The organism is Tolypothrix bouteillei VB521301 (assembly GCF_000760695.4).
Lineage (GTDB): Bacteria > Cyanobacteriota > Cyanobacteriia > Cyanobacteriales > Nostocaceae > Scytonema > Scytonema bouteillei_A.
Genome location: NZ_JHEG04000001.1, coordinates 2,483,060 through 2,507,218 on the forward strand (window position 1 = coordinate 2,483,060; position 24,159 = coordinate 2,507,218).

Consider the following 24,159-nt stretch of genomic DNA (forward strand, 5'->3'; position numbering starts at 1 on the left):
CTAATTGCTAGTTGGTAATGGCTAATCGTAAATTAACAATTAGCCATTAGCAAAAAACCCCACCTTGTGGTGGGGTTTTTTATTGGAAATTTACCTTTAAAAAGAACAAACCCTAGTGGATAACCGGAGTATAATGGGAATAAGATGAAGGATAAAGTAATAAAGTATAAAAAATCTTTATTCTTCATCCTAGATCCTTCATCCTTTATTTGTTGCCTGTGGAACTATCGTGTAAGTCAGAATACGCAATTCTTGCTTTACTGGAGCTCGCAATTCACCACCAAAGCGGGGAACCGCTACAAATCCGACAAATTGCAGCACAGCAAAATATACCCGATCGCTATTTAGAACAACTACTAGCAACTTTAAGACGTGGCGGTTTAGTCAAAAGCCAGCGCGGCTCTAAAGGTGGGTACTTGCTAGCGCGAGACCCCTGGAAAATAACTCTGTTTGAGATTTTAGGTTGTTTGGAAGGGTTGGACGTGCGAACTGCTGAGGAGGACGTTAACCCTAAAACTGTAGATAACGCTGTTGTCGAAGATGTTTGGCTTGAAGCAATGGAAGCAGCAAATGCAGTTTTGCAAAAGTATACACTTGCTGATTTATGTGAAAAGCGAGATTCTCGTCGGCAGTTGGACATTATGTACTACATTTAATTAATTGTTAACGGTTAGTAGTGAGTGGTTAGTCGTTGACCACTCACTACTAACCACTCACTACTAACTACTAACCAAGGAAAAAAATATGCGAATAGCACGCGACATTACAGAACTTGTTGGGCGAACTCCTTTAGTACAACTTAATCGCATTCCTCAAGCAGAAGGTTGTGTTGCTCGAATTGTCGTGAAGTTGGAAAGCATGAACCCAGCTGCATCAGTGAAAGACCGTATTGGCGTGAGCATGATTAAGAATGCCGAGGAAGAAGGTTTAATTTCTCCAGGGAAGACGGTATTGGTGGAACCGACTTCTGGCAATACGGGGATTGCTTTGGCAATGGTAGCGGCGGCTAGGGGTTACCGCTTGGTTTTAACTATGCCTGAAACCATGAGTTCTGAAAGAAGGGCTATGCTGCGGGCTTTTGGCGCTGAACTTGAACTCACACCGGGAATTGAGGGCATGAGTGGTGCCATTCGGCGAGCACAGGAAATTGTTGAAACAACAACGAATGCTTATATGTTGCAGCAGTTCCGCAACCCGGCTAACTCTAAAATACACCGGGAAACTACAGCTGAAGAAATTTGGGAAGATACGGAAGGACAGGTTGATATAATTGTAGCTGGAGTGGGTACTGGCGGTACTATTACAGGTGTGGCAGAGGTGATTAAAGCCCGCAAGCCCAGTTTTCAAGCGATCGCAGTTGAACCAGCTAACAGCCAAGTTTTGGCTGGGGGAAGACCGGGTCCTCACAAAATTCAGGGAATTGGGGCGGGATTTGTGCCTCAAGTTCTGAATGTAAACATTATAGATGAAGTGATTTCTGTTACAGATGATGAAGCTATTGCCTACGGTCGTCGTTTGGCAAGAGAAGAAGGGCTTCTTTCAGGAATATCTAGTGGTGCTGCGTTGTGTGCGGCCATTCAGGTTGCTCAACGCAAAGAAAACGAAGGGCGCTTGATTGTTATGGTTCAGCCCAGCTTTGGTGAAAGGTATTTAAGTACACCATTGTTCCAAGACTTGGAACCCAAAATAGCCGCTAGCATAAGTTAAGACTTGACCAGTGACCCTATCTCCTATCGGAGACGCAATGTGCGGATGCAGGTGATGCTGCGTGCTGTGTTTGTTTGCCCGCAAGGGCTATACGCCAGTCACTACGGTGTGGGAACCCCCAACAGGAGAAGTCCTGTAGAGGATAACCCTCCTATGGCAATGAGCATGTCACGCACAAGGGAGCACACTGGTCTCATGAGTAACCAGTAACCAGTGACCAGTGACTAGTGATTGGTGACTGGTAAACAGTGACCAGTTAAATTTGAGTAATGGCAGAGACTAACAATTACAACAATCACTACGAAACACTTAAAGTTCGTCCTGACGCTAGCCAAGCCGAAATTAAACAAGCTTACCGTCGCTTGGTAAAAGTGTTTCATCCAGACAGCAACCAGGAAACCTCGGACTCAGACGCTATCATACGCATTAATGCAGCTTATGAGGTTTTGGGAGATGTTCAAAATCGCCAAAATTACGACCAAAAACTGCGCCAGCGTTCCGACAAAGCAAGTCGAAGTCGCCAACAGCGTACAGCCTCAGCGCAAAAGCAATACCAAACAACTCGGCAAACAGGAAAAGAAGCAGATGAGCAAATCGAAGAGTGGTTGCACTTTGTTTATCAGCCTGTGAACCGTTTGGTTTACCGTATTCTTTATTCTTTAAAAGAGCAAATAGAGAAACTTTCTGCCGATCCCTTTGATGACGTTCTTCTAGATGAATTTCAAGATTACTTGGACGCTTGTCGTGACGATCTCAAGCAAGCGCAAACTAAATTTCGTTCTTTACCCAATCCTCCAAGCTTAGCAAGAACCGCTGCCCATCTCTACTATTGCCTCAATCAAATTGGCGATGGACTTGATGAGTTAAAATACTACCCTCTAAATTATGACGAGAATTATCTCCATACGGGACAAGAAATGTTCCGCATTGCAAATCGTTTGTATCGTGAAGCCCAGGAATCTATGCGTGCATACGCTTAGAACGGGACATTAAGGTATTGTTTTTATTTGTCAATCGATTATTCTTCCTTGCCCCCTAAAGTGGTGTAATTTAAGTCAAAATTAGTTTATGCTGGAAGCAGAAAAATTTAAGAAATATTAAGTTTTGCTTCCACATACTCATGCAATGCATTGTAAATCGCCGCGCTCAATTTTCGGCAAGCCATCGCTATTGGTTACCAGAACTGAGCGATGCAGAAAATATCAAGCAATTTGGTGCTTGCTCTAAATTTCCCGGACACGGGCATAACTATGTTTTATATGTCTCTCTCTTTGGGGAACTAGACAAATATGGCATGGTACTAAACCTGTCTGATGTGAAACAAGTTATCAAGCGCGAAGTCACCAGTCAGTTGGATTTTTCCTATCTTAACGATGTGTGGTCAGAATTTCAACAAACTCTGCCTACTACAGAAAATATTGCACGGGTCATTTGGCACAAATTGGCACCTTATCTGCCTGTTGCTCGCGTGCAGCTTTACGAACATCCTGAACTTTGGGCTGATTATTTAGGAAACGCAATGGAAGCTTACCTCACTCTTAGCACTCACTTTAGCGCCGCTCATCGGCTTGCTCATCCCGATATCAGCAATGAAGCTAACTTCGAGATTTATGGCAAATGCGCTCGTCCCAACGGACACGGGCATAACTACCATCTTGAAGTGACTGTGAAAGGGGAAATTAATCCCCGCACTGGCATGATTGTGGATTTGGGAGAACTCAATCAAATCATTGAAGATTACGTGGTTGAGCCGTTTGACCATACCTTCCTCAATAAAGACATACCTTATTTTGCTGAAGTGGTTCCCACTGCTGAGAATATTGCACTTCACATCAGTCAATTATTGCGATCGCCTATTCAAGAATTAGGTGCAAAGCTCTATAAAGTTAAATTAATCGAAAGCCCTAACAATTCTTGTGAAATCTACTGCAATGACTCTGACTCGAATGCCAACACCTTACAGAACGAGTCTGTTTTAGTACGAGTTTAGCGTTCATACAAAGAACAACAAAAGAATTATCAAGCCTATCCAAAGATTTTTCATTGCGATAGGCTTTTGTAATTTTATAAGCTTTTGGCAATCATCTAAATTCTGCACTTACATAGAATATTAGCTAACAATTTTGCTTGAGCAAGCCTGCTGACATTAGCTGACTCTGTTGCCTTGTTTTCTAATTAATATAGCAGGAATTTTTATTGATTATATCTCCCTTTATTTTTAAAATGTTATGCCTGTAAATTTATTTGTTAAAACAATATTTAGCTAAAGGGAAGATACTTTTTTCTTTAAAAAATCTAAATTGTGCAACTTTTTTTAAGTGAAGTTCGTCATGAATCTATTAACCTTCAGTTAATAAAATCTTGAGAGAATTCTTCCCTAAGACGGATATTGTAAGGATTGAGTCAAATATAATAAGTTTAGATTTATACTTTGCTAGCACCAGTACTGTTGTAGAAAAAACATATTCTAATTTTTGTAATTTGAATTACAAATAGAGTTGAAATAAAAATAACAAAAAAATAAACGAGTTCTTTAGACGCTAACACAATAGGAGATTGAAAAAATTTATAAAGGCTTGAAAATAAAGGCTTTTAGGTCGTGAAATATTTATCATTTCATCTGCAAATATAATTTATTTTCTTGTAGCAAAATGACAATTAAAGGATATAGAGACCACAAAAATTCAATAAAACGTCTATATTAAACGAGTGAATGCTATCATTTAAAGCAAGGTTTGTTGATTTTTGATTTTTCTGAAATGCAGATCTAAGAAAAGAAAAAAAAGTTGCGTCTGCTGGCAAAAGGTAAGTTAATCGAAAGGAGTAAAAATGCTACAAGCACAGAACCAATTACGAGAACCACTAGTTACTGTCGTTATTCCTACTTACAATCGCCCTCAATATCTTAGAGAAGCCATAGAAAGTGCTGTCAACCAGACCTATAAAAATTTAGAGATTGTTGTGTCTGATGATGGTAGTGTAGAGAACCCACAAGATATTGTGGATTCTTTTCAAGACTCGCGTATTCGGTTCCAACGCAATACCAAGAATTTAGGCATAGCCTTAAACGTGATTGGTGCCTTCAAGGAAGCACGAGGAAAATATGTTGCCAGCTTGAATGATGACGATGTTTGGAATCAAGACTTTTTGGCAAAGCTAGTTCCACATTTAGAAGCAGATGCGAATTTAGCGATCGCATTCAGCGACCACTACATAATAGATTCAAAAGGTAAGATTGATACTGCGGCTACAGAGGAAAATACCCTACGTTGGAAGCGAGACCAGTTACAAGAAGGAGTCTACCAACCTTTTTATGAAATTGGACTCGTTCATCAAGCTGTTCCGAGTGCGGTGGCTACTATAATTCGCAAAGATGCCATTGACTGGGATGATTTTCCACCCCAAATGGGCTCTTATTGGGATTTATATTTAACTTACCTTGCATGTCGTACTGGACGAGGAGCATATTACTCTCCTGAAAGGCTCAGCAGGTACCGCGTACACACTCAATCAGAAACCTTTGTTAGCGGCGCTTCAAGTATTCAGTCAAAAATTCGTGCAGGAAAAGCAGGGATTTACTGCTACCGACAATTTATGGAGGATGAACGCTTGCAAGAGTTCAAGGATTACTTCCAAGAAAAATGGTTGCAAGCACACACAACCTTGGCTATAGGTTTACTGAAAGCCGAACAAACTCAAGAAGCAAGACCTTATCTTTTGCACGCGCTACGGTGGCAAAAGTTTAACCTCAGAACAGTCGCAGCATTCGCCCTGTCGCTCGTTCCTCGTCCTTTAGCACGTAAATTTCTAGCTATATAGATAAAATTAAAAATATCGGCGGCGGCTAGCTAAGCGACGCAAGTAGCGGTAGATAGCCCACGCTGAAAGCCCGAGAATCAAGCTGAGTGATAAGCGACTCAGAACAAACAGTGCTACGTCAATGTCAAAAAGTTGCAATCTATTCAGGACGCTCAAATTTCTGGTTAAGGTGAATAGCACAAAGATGGCATTTCCACCAAGCATCAAGGTTAATAGCATCAAAAATTCTCTCCACAGGTGTTGTTTGGATGTCAAACCAGAGATAAGAGTCCTTGGATCTTGACCTTGCAGCTTTTGTAAGTACTTTTCTAGTCGCAAAAACATCCATAGCAAGAACGGAAATAATCCGTAACTGAGCAAGCTCCAGGGAAAAGAGTAGCGACCGCCGATTGATAAAACGTTGACTAAAGCATGGCAAATAACAGAGTTTAACCATGCTTGAGAAACTCGACCGTTATGTCGGCTTGAGTAAATACTGGCGTTTACAAGCATCGCCAAAGCGTATCCCCAAGGTGCAGAAAACATGGCGTGTACGGGTGTACTTATCAAGCGTTCTACAACTGATGGTATACCTTGAAAGCCGTGAAAAAGATAAACCCAGTTTTCTTCAGCCGTGAAACCCAATGACACAGCCAGACAAAAAAGGAAAACCGTGCTGCTGCGTAAGCGATACCGATGTTGAAAATATTTAGTTAAAGCAATGACCGTAACTAACTTACAACCTTCTTCAATTGGACCCACTTCAATCAATTGTCGCAGGACAACACCAAATAGCGATCGCTGAATGATACGCCAATTCACAACCCACTGGACTACTGTTTCAAAAACCAGTTCCAAGTAAAGGGCAATAAACCCAGATATTGCCCCAAGAGCAAAGAATAACAGCAGCCGCATTAAAGAGATAGTTGTGGGAATGCGGCTGTAGTAGTACACCAAAAGAAGCAGTGGTGGTAGCACTGCCAACAAGACTAGCAGTACATCAACCACGCACTTGAGCTATGACTGTGCGATGACGCGGACTGTTGGGAGTGATGGTGGGAGTCTCGAAGCCAGCATCCACTAACGCTTGCTCGATGTTGAATGAGAAATACTCATCCATCAGAGGTTCCGTACTTTTGAGCAAAGTCATAACGTAGGGAGGCATTTTCTGATACACTTCCGATTTGGGATTCATATCCATGATTCCTATGTGTCCCCCCGGACGCAGCAGACGCTTGGCTTCCGCAAAAATTTGTCTGGTTGCTAGTTGAGGTAACTCGTGACAAATCAAGAACATGGATATAAAATCAAAAGAAGCACTTGGCAGCCCTGTTGATTCAGCTGCGGCGTGAACCCAGTCGATATTGGCATTGCGTTGTTGACTGCGGTAGTGGGCAACAGCGAGAAAGTAAGGAGACAAGTCTAAGCCAGTAATTTTGGCATGAGGATAATTTTTTTGCAGTGCAAATGTACTCATACCTACACTACACCCAATATCTAAAATAGCTTGTGGTGCCTTGGGGAGTTGCCTTGCCACGATATTATGATAACTTTGGCGTAGTAGAGCATCTCCTTTTGCTGTAGCATTGCCCCACAAAGTTGCATGAACGGTTTGAGCAGCAACCTCTACCTCTAACGCTGCTTCCCAACAGAGGTCTCCTTTGTCGTAAGCGTGGAAAGACTGCAAATAGTAATCTGGGTAAGTTATTTGTGTGTTTTGTACTTTGGCAAAATCCTTTGTCCAATCTCGTGTTTGTAGCGTGCGTACTTCTTGTGTCCAATTGACACCAATTTTCTCAGCACGTTCGATCATCATTTGCCTAGCTTGATGTTTGGCTAGGTTGGCGAGAGGCTTGATGGCAAGGACTCCATTTATGAAGCGTGAAGCTAATCCTGAAGTATTTTTGACAGCCGTGTTCATCACTAATCTCGATCTACCTTTGGAATGAGGAATGCGCTTGTCTATCAAATATGATAAAGCTCAACGCGATGCAATCTTCACTCTCGAATCAACTTCTTAACAGAGACTAGTGACTGGTCAGCGACGATTGGTGATTCTCTCGTTCCCTAGCTGTAGCTTGGAAACGAGAGTATGTGAAAAATCTTATTGGCGTGAATACAAGATTAAGAAGGCATTCCCAAGCTCCGCCTGGGAAAGACCTGGGGGGCATCTACAAATTTTAATTGCCAGATTTGGGTTTTAATGCTAATAACATCTCGACTTGAGAGGTTGATTTGTCTGGGCTAGTAGCCGTTACGCCCAAACCACGAATGGAACTCACGATCGCACTGGCTTCTGGGGAAATGGGTTGTTTTTGTGCGGTGGCAAAGCGATTGACTAAGGATGCAGTTTTATCCATATCTATATAAAAGTAGCCGCCGTTGGGTTTTTGCAAGGTGTTGGTGACTGCTTGGAAGTTTGCACTATTATCTAAGCTTGGACCTTTACGATCTGCTATCATTTCTGCGATTGGACCGCCGATCGCTACAAATAAGGTATTGCTATCGAGCCAACCGTGTGATAATAATGCTCCTTGTTTGGGAATTTGCCATTCCGTGATTTCTTTACCGCCGACATTTCTTTTGCCAACATTTAATGATTGTCCTTTGACAAGTGTGTCTAATTTGCTAAGGGTACCTTCTGCCGTTTTGCGATCGCCTGTTTGAAAGACAAATGCTCCGCCAAAGCCAATTTGTGCCAACACGCCTTGATTAGATGGGATAGCAGCAATTCCAAATTCCCTATCCATCCAGCTAAAAACGTCTTTATCGAGGTCAATATTAACAAACTTCAGTTGTTGACGGGCTGTTTCAAGGGTTTGTTTTAACTCAGGAACCTCTTTTGATTGTTCGACAACTGTTGTCCACCAACTACTGATTCCCTGTCCGCTCACAATTGCCATTGTCTCTGAGGGAAATACCGATACAACTTTAGAGTCAGTATTTTGGTATTGGAATTTTACAAGTTGGGGATCTAATTTAGCAGTTGCTTTCATCCGTACACCTGCATTGTCAATACCGATACCTGCCACCATAGATTTCACTTGTTTCAATTGTGACAATGTCTGTGGAGGTAATTGTGTTGTTTGTGGGTTGGTAGCGATCAGTTGCTGTACCATGCTAGCGTAATCTGGTACGTAGATTTGGGCAACAGTATTTTCAACGTTGACACCTTGAGTTAGCAAGCTACTTGCACCTTCCTTATTAGCAAAGGAAGGCTGTCCTTTAAATGTATCGATCGCACTTTCTATTGCTGGCTTTTCTGTTGCCGATATTACATATGTATTATTTAAAATAGCGGTGTACGTAGGTGAGCTTTTCCCAGAAGTTTCTATAATTTTTTCGCCTTTATAGTCAGTTTCTTTGATTTTTAAGTCTTTTTGTCCTTTTAATTTCGTAGCAAAGTTCAAAGCTTCAATTTTGTCTTTGATCCCTACCACCATGAGGACGTTGGATTGTTGGGAAGCTTGCGGGCTATTCTGCGCGGGCTTGACTGTCTTAGGCGGGAGTACGGCAATCATTACGCCACCTACCCAAGGTTTTAAATCTTTTTCATAAGAAATACTGTTGTCAGTTGAGAGGCTTTTGTTTAAGTCTTCTAGCCCTTTGGCAACTATCTTCTGTGCTTCTGGTGTCCCAAACTGTTCTAACTTTGCCCAAACTGCTGGATCGGTAGAAATATAAGTTGCCATTAATGCTTCATCTGGAACGATTTTGGCAGCATTGAGAGCATCGGAGACATTTCCTTGAGGACCACCTTTAAAGTACATGTAGGCAGCTATACCTCCTACTATAACTGTGGCAGTCCCTATAGCAGGAATTAAAAAATTATTCTTAGATTTACTTTCAGGCATTGTTAAAGTGTCCTATTTTCTTCAAATTGTCTTAGAGGTTAGTAAAAACGTCATTGTGGAGTTTTCGGAATCGTTAATTCATTTGCTGTTAACTTTTCGGTAATTACTGATAAAATGAATACTTCTATACAGGGCAGGTCTTCTAGTGATTCTAGAGTGACTACACCAGTTTGAAATGCCAATCCGCAAAAGAAAGTTCTTTATCTGAAAAATATATTCCTTAAGATAGTGGCAAGCTATTCTAAGCTATATAGATTTAGGATATTTTTACAGAATGTTAAACTTTCTTGGTACAAAATGCCCGTACAGAGATAACAGGGTGCAAAGTATTAGGGTGTATGGGATGAATTGGGGAACAGCACGAAACGATCGTGTTGTCGCCTCAATGTTTGAATTTAAGAGTTTTCAGGGTTTCTAAGGTCAGTAAACATCGATGTCGCAGTCTTATTTTGATACAGAAAGTAACCGATACAAGTCTTTTGAGTTACCGGGGGCGAAACCGCACTACAATCCAGATAAACCCGGACAGGTAGAGCATATTTTTCTTGACCTCAGCTTAGATATTCCTAACAAAAGTTACCACGGTACTTGTAGCATTACTTTAACACCTATCCGTAATGGTCTGGAGCGCTTGGTTCTGGATGCCGTTAATCTCAATATTAAGTCGGTTCAAGTGGATGGCAACTCACAACAGTTTGAATACGACGGAAAGCAGTTGTCGATCTACCTCAATGTACCAACTGAGATTAACAAGCAGCTTGCGATCGCGATTGCCTACTCAGCAGAAAAACCACAACGGGGTCTTTACTTTATAGAAGCAGACAAACACTACCCCAACAAACCCACTCAAGTTTGGACTCAAGGGGAAGACGAAGATTCTCGTTTTTGGTTCCCGTGTTTTGACTATCCCGGACAGCTATCAACTTCAGAAATTCGCCTTCGCGTTCCCAAACCTCTAATTGCAATTTCCAATGGCGAACTTATCGCTACAGATGAAGACGGCGATGACAAAATTTATCATTGGTTGCAAAAGCAGGTTCATCCAACTTACTTGATGACTCTTGCTGTTGGTGATTTTACGGAAATTCGCGATGAATGGAATGGCATTCCCGTAACATACTATGTAGAAAAAGGGCGCGAGGAAGACGCCAAGCGGAGTATGGGCAAAACTCCGCAAATGATAGAGTTTTTGAGTGAGAAGTACGGTTATCCCTACCCCTATCCCAAGTATGCTCAAGTGTGTGTTGATGATTTCATTTTTGGCGGAATGGAAAACACATCAACGACACTGTTGACAGATAGGTGTTTGCTGGATGCACGCGCCGCACTCGATAACCGCAATACGGAAAGCTTGGTAGTCCATGAATTGGCGCACCAGTGGTTTGGCGATTTGGTGGTGATCAAGCATTGGTCTCATGCTTGGATTAAGGAAGGTATGGCTTCTTATTCAGAGGTTATGTGGACGGAACGAGAATATGGTGCAGAAGAAGCAGCATATTATCGATTGTTAGAAGCTCGGAGTTATCTGGCGGAAGATCGCGGGCGTTACCGCCGCCCGATGGTAACTCACGTTTATCGAGAAGCAATTGAACTTTACGATCGCCATATCTACGAGAAAGGATCGTGTGTTTATCACATGATTCGGGCGGAATTGGGAGAAGAGTTGTTCTGGAAAGCAATCCAAACATTTGTGCGGGATAACGCTCACAATACCGTAGAAACAGTGGATTTGCTGCGGGCGATTGAGAAAGCAACCGGGCGCAATCTCCTGTTCCTATTTGACCAGTACGTTTATCGTGGCGGTCATCCAGATTTTAAAGTGGTTTACTCCTGGGATGGAGATTCCAAATTAGCTAAGGTGACAGTCACTCAAACTCAGGCAGAATTGGATAACAATGGTAGCAATAACAGTTTGTTTGACCTGAGAATTCCTATCGCTTTTGGATACGTTAAGGAAGAGGATAAGGGAGACAAGGGAGACAAGGGAGACATTTCTTTCTTATCTCCTTACTTAAAGACTTTCACCGTGCGCGTCTATGAACGGGAACAAAGTTTTTATTTCCCGTTAGAAGAAAAACCCCAATTTGTTACCTTTGATGTAGGGAATCATTGGTTGAAAACGGTGTCTTTGGAGTACCCGATCCCAGAGTTGAAAGCACAGTTGGAATTTGACCCCGACCCCATTTCTCGTATTTATGCGGCTGAGGCTTTGGCAAAGAAAGGTGGTTTGGAAGCATTGAAGGGACTGTCTGCAGCACTCGTTAAGGAACCTTTCTGGGGCGTCCGTACTGAGGTGGCAAAACAGATTGCAGAAATTAAATTAGATCAAGCTTTTGATGCTTTAGTTGTTGGGTTGCAAGACAAGAATGCTCAAGTGCGTCGTGCTGTTGTAGACTCACTGAGTGAAATTAAAACTTCTAACAGTTACAAGGCGTTGAAGGATTTGCTTGAGAAAGGCGATCCTAGTTATTATGTGGAGTCAGCAACGGCTCGTGCTGTCGGTACAATTGCAACAGCATCCGCGTCTTTGAAAATAAAGGAAGACAAGGTTATTAAGTTGCTGAAATCTGTTCTGGAAGACAAGGGTGGTTGGAATGAAGTCGTGCGAAGTGGCGCGATCGCAGGTTTATCACAACTCAAAACCTCGGAAGATGCATTAGAGTTGGTGATGGAGTATACAAAGCAGGGTGTCCCGCAACCGCTTCGTTTAGCTGCAATCCGTGCTTTAGGAAAGATTTCTGTAGGTCAAAAAACGACACATTTAGAAAAGATTTTGGAACGATTGACAGAGATATCACGGGAAACGTTCTTTTTGACTGAACTAGCAGTGGTGACAGCCTTGGGGCAAATGGAAACACCAAAAGCGATCGCGCCACTGCAAGCCATAGCAGATCAAACACCAGATGGGCGAGTGCGTCGCTATGCTGAAGAAGAAATTTCTCGGGTTCAAAAGAGTGTTGGTTCCGATAATGCGTTGCGTCAGCTGCGTTCTGAAGTCGATCAACTCAGGCAACAAAATCAGGAACTGAGAAGTCGTTTAGAGAACTTAGAAGCGAAATCTAAGTAAGGCAATCTGCCCAGCTATATCTTTTTTGTACAGACGCGCCACGGCGCGTCTTTCTATATGCCCCAATTCTGTATGGCAGTATTGGCAACTGCAGATGAAGGCAACGGATCTCCCGATCCCTGCCCTCAGTCTTATGATAATTTTTTCCTATTAAACATTAAATTCTGTGTCGGATTATTTATATAAAATATATTAATATAGCTTATTTTTCAGAAAGGCGATGTAAAAATTAAGACAAGAGTTGTGAAGATTTTGTGAAGATTTAACCTTGTCACTAAATTTAATGGTAGAAAATACTAGATTATTTGAAGACCGTCATCAAATTTATTGAATCAATCGCAGTCTGCGATCGCGTCCCTTAGTTAAGTAAAAGATTTCTCTACGTATTTTACGTAAAGAAAAGTTTGAGCATCAGTGAAGTATACAGGGAGGCACGAAGGATTTTTACAATTCAATTATCGAGAATACTACTATTGGGGGAATGCAAAAACTCATAAATTTATTTAGTTTGTAGGAGGAAATCGTTAAAGTTTTTTAAAGTTTTTTTTAAAAATAAAAAACATTAGAGCGATTGCACCTAACTGTGCAGGGTGGTCATAATGCGTAAGCCTGTTCTCACGATTTTTTACCAGTTCAATCCTTGGAACACAACAATCGGAGGAATTCAGACACTTATAAAGACCTTTATTAAGTATGCTCCAATCGAGTTTGAAGTAAGACTTGTAGGAACAGGGGATTGTCCGGAAAAACCTGTTGGTGTATGGCAGCAAGCAGAATTTGCTGGCAAAGAAATTAGTTTTCTACCGTTATTCACATTGCAAAATGATAATGTTAGGAACTTGATACCAACAACACTAAAATATACGGCGAATCTTTTAGGAAAGTGTTTTGAGTCAGACTTTATGCACTTTCACAGGATTGAGCCAACACTAGCTAGTTTTTCTTGGAAGGGAGAAAAAACACTTTTTATCCACAACGATATTAGGACACAAATGCAGGCAAGTGGTGACAAAAAAGCCATTCTCTGGCGACGATTTCCTGCAGCGTACTATACCCTAGAGAGCTTATTAGTTCGTCAATTCGATCAAATTCTCTCTTGCAATACTGATGCAACCAAGCTGTACAAACAGCAATACCCCACCCTCCAAGACCGTGTTAAATATATAAAAAATTCTTTTGACAACGAAATTTTTTATTCTTTGACTGGAGAGCAGCGTGAAGCTAAAAGGCGGGAACTAGCTTCTCAACTTGGTTTGGCTGAGCAGACGCGTTTTGTGTTATTTGCCGGTCGGCTTCATCCCCAAAAAGACCCTATCTTACTTGTACGTGCGATTGCGGCGTTAAGCGATCCCAACGTTCACTTATTAATTGCGGGTGATGGAGAGCTAGCAGCAGATGTTCGTGCAGAACTTGTTAAATTAGGACTATCCAGTCAAGTTACGATGCTTGGAGCAGTTACCCAAAAGGAAATTGCACACCTGCATCGTATCTGCAATGTTTTTGTTTTAAGCAGTGAATATGAAGGGTTACCTTTGGTCGTTCTAGAAGCGCTTGCTAGTGGGACACCAGTAGTGACCACTCAATGTGGTGAAACTCCAAAGCTACTTGGAGTGAAAAGTGGAATTGTCTGTTTGGAAAGGACTCCGACGTGTTTAGCAGAGGCTATACGCAAAGTTCTAATACATCCAGAGGACTATCCAGCAGAAGCGTGCGTGCGTGAGGCGCAGCCCTACGCAGCTCGTACAGTAATTCGTGACGTTTACAGCGATATGTTAAGTCGTTGGGAGCAAAAAGCGAGTTTGGCTGTGGGAGTGTGAATAGTTAAAAGTGCTGGAGTTTTTCTCCTTTTAGACTTTTAACGCTTGATTTAAACGGACCGCTACTAACCCATTTCAGATTACAGGTAAAGACTGAATTCTTATGAAAATTGCTGTAATTGGTGCTAAAGGTTTACCTCCCAAACAAGGAGGAATTGAACATTATTGTGCGGAAGTTTATCCTCGAATGGTAAAACAAGGGCATTCTGTTGATTTATTTGCCCGTTGCTCTTACACAGATTGTTCGTGGCTGGAACGCTATGATTATCAGGGCGTGCAAGTCATTTCCGTACCGGGTTTGAACTTGAGAGGTATCGATGCTTTTATCACTTCAGCTTTGGGAGCGGTGGCTGTTAGTGCCAAGAAATATGATATTATCCACTTCCACGCTCTCGGCCCATCTTTGTTTACTTGTTTGCCAAGAGTTATCAATTCTGCAAAAGTTGTTGTAACCTGTCAGGGTCTGGATTGGCAACGCGCCAAGTGGGGTAGTGTTTCCACTCGCGTCATTCAAACCGGTGAAAAGGCAGCTGTGCGTTTTGCTCACGGATTGGTCGTTGTCTCGGATGCACTGCAAAACTATTTCTTGCAAACCTATGGCAGGAATACAGTTTATATCCCCAACGCGCCAGCTAGCTATGGTCAGTCAGATCCAAACTTTGGCTATGGCAATCAGTTAGGGCTTGAGAAAGGACGCTATGTTGTGTTTCTAGGTAGGCTTGTACCGGAAAAGCGCCCCGATTTACTGGTAGATGCCTTTAATGCTTTGAAACCCATGGGTTGGAAACTCGTCTTGGCTGGAGGTGTAAGCGATACCAAATCTTTCACCTCACAGTTATTAGAAAAAATAGCTCACAACCGAAATATCGTATTTGCAGGCGAACTTCGAGGACCTCGTCTTTGGGAAATAGTTCGGGGGGCGGGGTTATTTGCTCTGCCTTCCGATCTAGAGGGGCTACCTCTTGCCATGTTGGAGGCTATGCGGGAAGGAGTACCAGTTTTGGCTAGCGATATTCCTCCCCACAAGCAACTACTCGGTGGAAGTCGAGGAACGCTTTTTACCACTGGAAGTTTGGATTCTTGCATTCAATCTTTGGATTGGGCAATCGCTCATCCTCATGAAATAGCATCCATGGCAGTCCATGCAAAAAGGCACATTTCACTGAATTACAGCTGGGAACGCATTACTACTGACAACTTGAACCTCTACAAAACACTTCTAGAATCACCTGCATCTTTGAGGGGATTGGAACAAAACCAAACAGAGTTAGCCGAGGTTTTAGGTAAAAAGTAAGTGGTTGGTGGTTATTTCTGAAGAACGACCAACGCCTAACAAGGAAGGTATTGTATGGAAAAAAGTGTTTCATCTGTTTTAGGAGTGTTAAAGAGGCGAAGTTTACCTGCTGTCGCAGCGTTTGTGGCTACGATTGGTGGTGCGATCGCATACCTTGCAGTTACCCCAAGTCAGTATGAAGCTTCAGCGCGATTGATGCTTGATAGCAAGCAAACAAGCGTTTCTGAATTGGGTCGCAACCTATCGCAAGTGTCTTCAAATACGCCAGGTGGTCCCAGTCCGCTAGCCGATCAGGCGGAATTAGTCAAGTCCCAACGAGTTTTAAACCGCGCCCTGCAAATCTTTAAAAGTTCTTACAAAAGCACAACTCAGGTCAAAATTCAAGACCTGAATAAAGGTTTGGGAGTGAAAATAGTCCCTGCGACTAACATCCTGCAATTAAGCTATCAAAGTAAAAACCCAAAACTTGCTGCTCAGTTACTAAATTCCGTTGCTCGAGCAATGGAAGAAGAAAGTGCCAATACAATCCGCCAAGAAGCCGCTAACGTGCGGAAGTTTTTGGAAATGGAAGTCCCCAAGGCTCGCGAGAAACTAGAGAATGCCGAACTGACCGAAAACAGATACAGGCGAAGTAGTGGTATTATTTCTTTTACCAAGCAAAGCGAGAGTTTGGTGGATAGTCTAGCAGCTTTAGAAAACCAGGAGCGGACTTTGTCTGCTCAATTGCGAGAGTTGCGATCGCAAGATGCATCACTGAGGCAAATTACCAATGCGACAGCCCTTAAAAGTGCTTATGCATCTGTACGCGGCGGTCAAGACGAACAACTCAAAGAGCTGCGAACTAAGTTGACAGAATTAGAAACAAAACTGGCTGAGTCTCGTGCAAAGTATACAGAAGACCATCCAGATGTGCGATCGTTACTTTATCAGAGAAACACCATTCGCAACTTGTACATTCAGGGACTCAACCGCGTCTCTTCTGGAGAGCGACCAGTTTCTCCCAACAATGTAGCCGCAGACCAGGTGAGCCAAAATTTCTCCGCCCAACTCATTGCCAATGATATCGAACGCACGGCGGTGGAAAATAAGCTGAAAAGCGTTCAGACTCAACGCGCTAATCTCCAACTTCGCCTTGCACAACTCCCAATTCAACAGCAAAATCTAACTCCTCTCACGCGTCAGCGAGAAGAAGCGGCAGAGACTTTAAAATTGCTACAAGGTAAATACGAGGAAGCACGGATTGCAGAAGCGCAACAGGTTGGAAATCTCCGCATAATTGAAGAGGCTCAACCCCCAACCTCCGCCACATCTCCCAAAAAACCAGCGGTACTGGTACTTGCAACTGTATTGGGAACGTTGCTTGCCACTTCCATAGTACTGCTTCTGGAAATGATGGACAATACCTTGCGCGATGCATCAGAAGCAGAAGAATTACTCAAGCTCTCATTGCTAGGAGTTCTGCCAAGACTCCCTTCAAAGACACTCGTTCTCGAACCATCGCAACGATTCTTAGATAATATGAGCTTGGTTGAGCCATATCGCATGCTCTTTAAAACCCTGGAGTTTCGCAGCGATCGGATGCGGGTGATTGTTGTCAGCAGTTCCATTGCAGGAGAAGGTAAATCTATCGTCGCCTCGCACCTAGCAGCTATAGCGGGTATGCTGTCTTGGCGGACATTGATAATTGATGCAGATTTGCGAAGACCGGAACAACACACGCTGTTTAATCTGGCTGGTAAACCAGGGGTGAGTGATGTGCTCGAAGGAGATATATCTCTAGCGGATGCAGTGCAATCAACAGATATTGAGAACTTGGATGTACTGACTTGTGGGGAATTGCACGGACGCCCGTCACAGTTGCTAGAGTCAATTGCCATGAAGTCTTTAGTAGCAGAAGCGTCTGAAAATTACGATCTTGTGATTTTAGATACGCCACCTCTCAGCGCCTGCGCTGATGCAGCAACCCTCGCCAAACAAAGTGATGGAGTCATGCTAGTTACACGTCCCGGCTTTACTTTGAAGGAAATTCTTTCCCGAAGTGTATCGGAGTTAACGCGAAATCGCATACCTGTATTAGGAGTTGTGGTCAATGGAATGACAAATCAGACGGAAAAATACTACCAGTATTCTGTTAACGGTTATCTACCGCGAAGGCAATTGACAAGTTCGAGGTCTAAATAACAATGTGGATGCATCAAAGCTCAAGTCGTTCCAATCATTTGGGGCTGTTAATTGGGTTAGCAGGTGTCGGGGTTGGTGTTGCGATAGGATTTTTTGTTGGTACCAAGCCCCTATACCTGATATTGGCTTTGTGTGCAATCCCAATTCTTTTCTACTTTTTTGCGCGGTTTGAGCAAGCAGTTATCGGTTTATTAATCCTGCGTAGTTCTCTGGATGCTTTTTCGTCTCTACAATTACCGGCTGTTTTTGCGATCGCAGTAGACGCTCTCACCATACTTTATGTAACAGTGAAGTTACTAACAGGTCAACCAGTGAAGGTTGATAAGTTTTGGTGGTTCTTTGTGGGTTGGCTGATAATACAAAGTCTGTGGGTCATACTTTTACCATTAGGAGCATTGGGGCTGGGGGCTCCATTTTTATCAGAAGCTATTCGGGAGTGGGTGCGTTTGTTAACTTGGGCAATGGTGTACTTACTCGTGATGCAGCTTAAGGATAAAATCTCGCCAGAGAAATTTGTTTCCAGACTTTTTTTAGCTCTCATTGTACCAGTATCAGTAGCGTTAATGCAGATGTTTCTGCCCTCGCTGCTACCTCCCATGCTTTCTAGTGGGGGTGGAGGCGGTTTTGGTGCATTGGCATCTGAAGGTGCGCGCATTAGAGGTACTTTTGGTATGGCAAATACCTTTGTCACCTTCTTGTTATTGTTTATTGGTTTAACATGGTGGAAACTGAAATGGGTACAGCATCGGGCTTTGTGGTTGGTATTGCTTGGCATACTGACTTTATTGTTTGTCAGTACCAAGTCTTTATTTAGCTTGATGATGCTTGCCGTTTTTGTCTTGGTTTTGATTGCTCCGAGATTGAGCTTGCTGAATTTAATTGGTGGAATATTGCTCTTTGGGATTGTTATTGCCTTATTTGCCAGTTCGGAATTTGGGCAACAACGCCTCGCTTCAATTGCCAACACACCACTTCTCAATCCCGATATTGATATATCACGGGCAATACTGTTATCTGAGGGAGACCATAATAGCTTTAACTGGAGGCTTTCTCAGTGGAATTTACTACTCAACCGATGGCAAGAGTATCCATTTTTAGGCTACGGTTTGGGTTTGAGCGTTCAAGTCGCTGGTAATGGATTCTTACCACACAATGACTACATTAGGGCGATGATTGAGGGAGGAATTCTTGGTTTTGTGACTTATATAGGCTTTTTCCTAGCTCAAGGATTCCGTCTAATTCAGTTAATGTATCAAACACCTCGTAACAACCGACAATATGAATTGTGTTTTATTTTATTAGCTATTCTAGCATCTCTTCCTATAGGAATGATTACAGAAAATATCTGGAGTCATACAACTCTTTTCTTTTACTGGTGGGCTTTATTTGCAGTCGTAGGTTGGAATTGGAGTGAAAAATATGAATAAATTTATGAATGACATACTACAAGATTGGAAAATCAATCAAGACACAAGCTTAAAATGCCGTCTCATATTATTAATGTTTCGGATAGCCCAAAAACTTAGCTATTTACCAACTCCCTTTTCTTGGGTATCAAAGTTTTATTGTGGTATATATTTACTACTTGTCGATTGGATTTTAGGTGTTGAATTGCCCTGGAATACCCAAGTCGGAGCACAACTAAAACTACATCATGCGCGGGGACTAGTTATCAATCAGGAAACCATAATTGGGAACAATTGCATTCTCAGACATTCTACAACTATAGGGAACAAAAAACTCCTAGATGGGTCAATTAGTGGTTCTCCAAAAATAGGCAACAATGTAGATATTGGTGCTAACGTTGTTATTCTCGGTGAAATTACAATTGGCGATAATGCAGTGATTGGCGCTGGTTCTGTTGTTGTCAAAGATGTTCCTATAGGTGCTGTTGTTGCAGGCAATCCGGCAAAAATTATTCGCATGACACATAAAACAGTGTCTTCTATGTTAGTGGTTAGTGGTTAGTAGAACAACCACTAACCAACAACCAACAACTAACAACTAGTAACAAAATTTATGCCAAAAGTTTCCGTTGTAATTCCAGCATATAACTCAATGCAATATCTCCCAGAAACTTTGGAGAGTGTTTTACAGCAAACGTTTACCGATTTTGAAGTATTAATTATTAATGATGGGAGTTCGGATCGTATAATTCAATGGGCTTCTGAGATAGCAGATCCGCGAGTGAAATTGATTTCTCAACAGAACCAAGGCGTATCTGTTGCTCGAAACACGGGTATTGCCAAATCTCAAGGGGAGTACATAGCGTTCTTAGATGCTGATGATTTATGGGAGCAAACCAAATTAGAAAAACAAGCCCGTTGTTTGGATGAGAATCCAGAGATAGGTTTGGTACATACAAGTATGGCTTTAGTGGATTCTCAAGGGAAATTGACAGGAAGAATCATGACTTCTTCCGCACAAGGAAAAGTCTGGAAGGAACTTGTGGAGTCAAATAAAATAGCTTGTTCTTCAGTAATGGTTCGTCGCTGTTGTTTGGAAAAAGCAGGTGGATTTGAACCTAATTTACACTTTGCTGAAGATTGGGATTTATGGATTCGTATCTCCTCTCATTACTCCTTTGCCGTTATCAAAGAACCTCTTTATTACTACAGACAAATTCCTACGAGTTTGTCTAAAAATTTGGCAGTGCTGGAACAATCCTTTGATTTTGTTATAAAGAAGACATTTTGTTCCGTGTCTCAAGAGTTACTATATTTAAAAAACCGCAGTTACGGTTATGCTTACCTCTGTTTGGGGTGGAAAGCTTTGCAAAGTTACGATAAAGATTACAAGCGGGCGATTCAATTTAGTCGCACAGCTCTTGTATACTATCCTCAGCTACGTTACTCTCGCGAGTACATCCGTTTGAGTTTGGCAACAAGAGCATTGCAATTGTTTGGTAATAATGGTTATAGCAAGTTATTAGAACTAGCTTATGCTTTGCGTCGTAAAATCTTAAGTTTGACTGCTATTCGTAGTTCCAAAATTATTGAGAAATCTACTCATTCTGTATAAGTGTCCCTCTAAGTGTCCCTATTTCCGACTCTCCCATCCTTAAAACAATGTTGAACTATAAAAGCCTGGAAAAGCATAATGTAATTCAACAGCAACCGCTAGATTCAAAGGAGCAAGCAAAACTCGCAATCGCGTTATTGCATTGTATGGATTTGATTGATGATTTTTTAGATCATATTGATATTTCTTTTGAGACTTATTGTCATGAGTTTGTTGGGAGCTGGATGTTCGGCTACATCAAAGCCTTGAAAAGAGTGGGTGTCAGGACAATATTGTTCTGCATTTCTGCTCGTTTTACTGAAGTTTCGCGTTTTACCCACGTCCCTAGCGGTGCTACAATATGTGTAATACCTGCGCCTAAAAGCTATATGGCTTACCGTGCAGTTCGACGGAAAGCGCTCAGTGTTTATGGTGCAGGTGAAGGGCAGGCGTTTAAAGATATCCAAGACTCGAATGTTACTCGTCGCTCCTTACTGACAAGGTTGAAAAATATTGCCCAGAGTTTGGGGACTTACTTGTCTACTCCGTTAGCATTGCTTGCACGAGAGATAAGGCGTGAGGACTGTAAGGCGATTTTGTGTCAGGAGTATGAGTACGCCCGCTTTGATAGTTGCGTACTTTTAGGGCAATTGATGCGTTTGCCAGTGTTTGCCACTTTTCAAGGAGGCGACAAGACTCATAGTTTTTTAGAGTATCCTTTGCGACAAATAGCGTTTCGAGGATGTACGGGCGTAATTATCTCTACACAAAAAGAAATTGAGCGAGTGCGCGATCGCTACAAGCTCCCAGCATTTAAGATAGCTAGGATTTTCGATCCAATGGATACCATGTCATGGTATGCTTTAAACCGAGATGAAGCACGAGCTGCACTTGATATACCACTCAATGCCCGTGTCTTGGTATGTCACGGTCGGATCGATTTTTATCGCAAGGGCTTAGATATTCTGACATCAGCTTGGCAGCAAATTTGTTGCGAGCGTCCAGATCGGGATCTGCGACTCCTTTTAGTAGGCACGGGACCAGATTCGGACAAACTCCGCGAGTGTATTGCAAAGATGCAGTTGCGGGGTGTTATGTGGCGCGACGAATTTGTCAATTCTCGCGACGTACTTCGACTTTATCTGTCGGCGGCTGACGTTTATACCCTTTCATCGAGACAAGAGGGCTTTCCCATCGCACCTCTTGAAGCTATGGCTTGTGGTTTACCTGTTGTCGCTGCTGATGCACCGGGTGTACCGGACATCCTCGAAGGAGGCGAAGTTTCTGGTGGGATTGTCGTTCCAAGAGAAGACGTAAAAGCCCTGACAGACGCGCTTGGGAAAGTTTTAGATGATGAAACTTGGGGGCGTGAGTTAGGCAAGCGTGCGCGTCGTCGAATAGAAGAATACTTTGCGCCTGAAGTCATTGGTATGCAATTGCGTGCATTTCTTATTAGGGGGTAAAAAATATGCCAAAAGTTACTGTTGTTATTCCTGCCTACAATGCTATGGCTTATCTGCCAGAAACGGTCGATAGCGTTCTCAAGCAAACATTCACTGACTTTGAAGTATTGATTGTGAATGATGGCAGTACAGATAACGTGGTTGAATGGGCTTCTCAAGTCACAGATGCGCGAGTGAAACTGATGACTCAAGAGAACCAACGCGTATCCGTAGCACGCAATACGGGAATTAACAACGCTCAAGGGGAATATATAGCCTTTCTAGATGCTGATGATTTGTGGGAACCAACCAAGTTAGAAAAACAAGTGCGTTGCTTGGATGAAAATCCAGAAGTCGGTTTGGTATATACTTGGACGCTCTTAGTCGATAAGGATAACAATCCCACAGGAAGAGTCTTTGCTTCCGATGTTGAAGGTAAGGCGTGGGATAAGATTCTTGAAAATGACATGATCTCTAGTGGAAGTTCTACTATGGTGCGTCGTTCTTGCTTTGACACTGTCGGATTGTTCGACCCCACCTTGTATTATGCACCTGATTTTGATATGTGGGTTCGCATTGCGCTCCAGTATCCCATTATGGTTGTTAAAGAACCTCTACTCCGCTACCGACAACTCCCTAACAGTTTCTCGAGAAACCGTCAGAAAATGGTGGAGGATCTGCGCCAAGTAATCGAAAAAACATTTAAATCACTTCCCCTAGAACTGCTGTATTTGAGAAATCGGTGTTACGCCAATATGTTTCTTAAATTAGCATGGGTAGCTGTAGATGACGGAGACTGCAAAAAAGCGGCTCACTTCCGAGAGCAGGCTGTATTACACTATTCACCAGTAAAGTTTTCCGAACAATACCTGCGATTGAGTTTGGCGATCGCAATGATACGTTTCTTTGGCTCGCAAGGTTACGACGGAGTGAGAACCTTCACCCATTCCCTGCGACTGCGTATGTTAGGGCTCGGGAGACCCGTGACTGGCGAGCGGTAACAAAATATTCCCAAAAGTCGATTTGTTTTTAAGAAAAAAGAAGTAATAAATGAATAGCAACATAATGGTTTCTTCAGAAATTTCAGTTCGGCTTATTTTCCAAGAATTTTACTGTGTCTAATTTAGAAAAACAAAAAAATAGGTAAGTTGATGAACACGGGTAAGTTAGCAAACAGAGAAGAACTTATTATTGAAGCAGGTCGGACTGAAAGCCAGTACTGGAAAGACCTCTGGAGATATAGAGAACTCTTTTATTTTCTAGCATGGCGCGATATTTTGGTGCGCTATAAGCAAACTGCAATTGGCATGGCATGGGCATTGATTCGACCCTTTTTAACGATGGTAGTCTTCACAATTGTATTTAGTACTTTAGCGAAGCTACCCAGTGAAGGCAACGCGCCTTACCCAATTCTCGTCTATGCTGCTATGTTACCTTGGCAGTTTTTCTCTAGCGCGTTAACCGAATGCAGTAACAGCCTAATTAACAATGCAAACTTACTTTCTAAAGTCTATTTTCCACGTCTGATTGTACCAACAAGTGCTGTTATTGTCAGCTTTGTAGACTTCATGATTTCGGGTATGATTTTGCTAGCATTGATGGCATGGTACAATTTTATACCAGATTGGCGTATATTAACACTTCCGCTGTTTATTCTCATTGCCTTTGCTGCTTCAATAGGTGTGGGATTGTGGCTAGCAGCTTTGACTGTGGAGTACCGAGATTTCCGCTATATCGTGACGTTTCTAGTACAGTTTGGTTTGTACATTTCGCCTGTGGGTTTCAGCAGCAAGATTGTTCCCGAACAATGGCGTCTGCTGTATTCACTTAACCCAATGGTAGGAGTTATTGACGGTTTCCGGTGGGCTATTTTAGGCGGTGAGTCCCAGATATATTTACCAGGTTTTGCACTCTCTTTAGTGATTGTGGCTCTACTTTTGTGGAGTGGTATTTGGTACTTCCGCAAGATGGAACGCACTTTTGCCGATGTGATTTAGGT

General features: G+C 42.5%; 18 protein-coding genes. 15 read left to right on the forward strand and 3 right to left on the reverse strand.

What is annotated here, in order from left to right; all coding sequences use genetic code 11:
• The first annotated feature begins 218 nt into the window (after positions 1 to 218).
• The 5 genes from HC643_RS10005 (at position 219) to HC643_RS10025 (ending at position 5,526) form a co-directional block, all read left to right on the forward strand.
• Entirely contained in the window at positions 219 to 656 is a 438-nt protein-coding gene (locus tag HC643_RS10005; RefSeq protein WP_038087130.1) for an RrF2 family transcriptional regulator, read from the forward strand.
• 88 nt (positions 657 to 744) lie between these two features.
• Positions 745 to 1,707: a cysteine synthase A gene (cysK, locus tag HC643_RS10010; protein ID WP_038087090.1), complete on the forward strand. Its 963-nt coding sequence runs from the start codon at positions 745 to 747 to the stop codon at positions 1,705 to 1,707.
• A gap of 269 nt (positions 1,708 to 1,976) precedes the next feature.
• The gene (locus tag HC643_RS10015) at positions 1,977 to 2,687 is read left to right on the forward strand and encodes a J domain-containing protein (RefSeq protein WP_038087088.1); all 711 of its coding nucleotides are present in this window, start codon (positions 1,977 to 1,979) and stop codon (positions 2,685 to 2,687) included.
• Between the two features lie 140 nt (positions 2,688 to 2,827).
• Positions 2,828 to 3,697 (forward strand): 6-carboxytetrahydropterin synthase, encoded by an 870-nt coding sequence (locus HC643_RS10020; RefSeq protein ID WP_038087087.1) that lies wholly within the window; start codon positions 2,828 to 2,830, stop codon positions 3,695 to 3,697.
• An 839-nt stretch (positions 3,698 to 4,536) separates the two neighbouring features.
• Positions 4,537 to 5,526: a glycosyltransferase gene (locus HC643_RS10025; RefSeq protein ID WP_038087085.1), complete on the forward strand. Its 990-nt coding sequence runs from the start codon at positions 4,537 to 4,539 to the stop codon at positions 5,524 to 5,526.
• A 6-nt stretch (positions 5,527 to 5,532) separates the two neighbouring features.
• Here the strand turns inward: HC643_RS10025 and HC643_RS10030 are convergent, their stop codons facing one another.
• From HC643_RS10030 to HC643_RS10040, 3 genes are all read right to left on the reverse strand, one after another.
• A complete protein-coding gene (locus HC643_RS10030; RefSeq protein WP_038087082.1) occupies positions 5,533 to 6,513 on the reverse strand; it encodes a PrsW family glutamic-type intramembrane protease in 981 nt (326 codons plus the stop codon).
• Positions 6,506 to 7,426, reverse strand: coding sequence for a class I SAM-dependent methyltransferase (locus HC643_RS10035; RefSeq protein WP_038087080.1), 921 nt, complete (start codon positions 7,424 to 7,426; stop codon positions 6,506 to 6,508). Before HC643_RS10035 ends, HC643_RS10030 begins: the two co-directional genes overlap by 8 nt.
• Positions 7,427 to 7,685: 259 nt before the next feature.
• Positions 7,686 to 9,359, reverse strand: a complete 1,674-nt coding sequence (locus HC643_RS10040; protein ID WP_038087077.1) for a DUF3352 domain-containing protein — start codon at positions 9,357 to 9,359, stop codon at positions 7,686 to 7,688.
• 433 nt (positions 9,360 to 9,792) lie between these two features.
• Between HC643_RS10040 and HC643_RS10045 the strand changes: the two genes are divergently transcribed.
• The 10 genes from HC643_RS10045 to HC643_RS10090 all read left to right on the forward strand — a co-directional run bounded on the left by HC643_RS10045 (position 9,793) and on the right by HC643_RS10090 (position 24,157).
• Positions 9,793 to 12,426: a M1 family metallopeptidase gene (locus HC643_RS10045; RefSeq protein WP_038087074.1), complete on the forward strand. Its 2,634-nt coding sequence runs from the start codon at positions 9,793 to 9,795 to the stop codon at positions 12,424 to 12,426.
• A 599-nt stretch (positions 12,427 to 13,025) separates the two neighbouring features.
• Positions 13,026 to 14,243: a glycosyltransferase gene (locus HC643_RS10050; RefSeq protein WP_038087126.1), complete on the forward strand. Its 1,218-nt coding sequence runs from the start codon at positions 13,026 to 13,028 to the stop codon at positions 14,241 to 14,243.
• A 103-nt stretch (positions 14,244 to 14,346) separates the two neighbouring features.
• Positions 14,347 to 15,537, forward strand: a complete 1,191-nt coding sequence (locus HC643_RS10055) for a glycosyltransferase family 4 protein (RefSeq protein WP_038087072.1) — start codon at positions 14,347 to 14,349, stop codon at positions 15,535 to 15,537.
• 54 nt (positions 15,538 to 15,591) lie between these two features.
• Positions 15,592 to 17,718: a GumC family protein gene (locus HC643_RS10060; protein WP_038087070.1), complete on the forward strand. Its 2,127-nt coding sequence runs from the start codon at positions 15,592 to 15,594 to the stop codon at positions 17,716 to 17,718.
• Between the two features lie 2 nt (positions 17,719 to 17,720).
• Positions 17,721 to 19,145: an O-antigen ligase family protein gene (locus HC643_RS10065; protein ID WP_038087068.1), complete on the forward strand. Its 1,425-nt coding sequence runs from the start codon at positions 17,721 to 17,723 to the stop codon at positions 19,143 to 19,145.
• Complete coding sequence (locus HC643_RS10070) at positions 19,138 to 19,686, forward strand: serine acetyltransferase (protein WP_038087066.1); 549 nt, start codon at positions 19,138 to 19,140, stop codon at positions 19,684 to 19,686. The genes HC643_RS10065 and HC643_RS10070 overlap by 8 nt, the downstream gene beginning before the upstream one ends.
• Positions 19,687 to 19,737: 51 nt before the next feature.
• The gene (locus HC643_RS10075) at positions 19,738 to 20,739 is read left to right on the forward strand and encodes a glycosyltransferase family 2 protein (protein ID WP_038087065.1); all 1,002 of its coding nucleotides are present in this window, start codon (positions 19,738 to 19,740) and stop codon (positions 20,737 to 20,739) included.
• Positions 20,740 to 20,786: 47 nt separating this feature from the next.
• Entirely contained in the window at positions 20,787 to 22,181 is a 1,395-nt protein-coding gene (locus tag HC643_RS10080; RefSeq protein ID WP_038087063.1) for a glycosyltransferase family 4 protein, read from the forward strand.
• A gap of 5 nt (positions 22,182 to 22,186) precedes the next feature.
• A complete protein-coding gene (locus HC643_RS10085; protein WP_038087060.1) occupies positions 22,187 to 23,161 on the forward strand; it encodes a glycosyltransferase family 2 protein in 975 nt (324 codons plus the stop codon).
• Positions 23,162 to 23,311: 150 nt separating this feature from the next.
• The gene (locus HC643_RS10090; protein WP_038087056.1) at positions 23,312 to 24,157 is read left to right on the forward strand and encodes an ABC transporter permease; all 846 of its coding nucleotides are present in this window, start codon (positions 23,312 to 23,314) and stop codon (positions 24,155 to 24,157) included.
• The last annotated feature ends 2 nt before the right edge of the window (positions 24,158 to 24,159 follow it).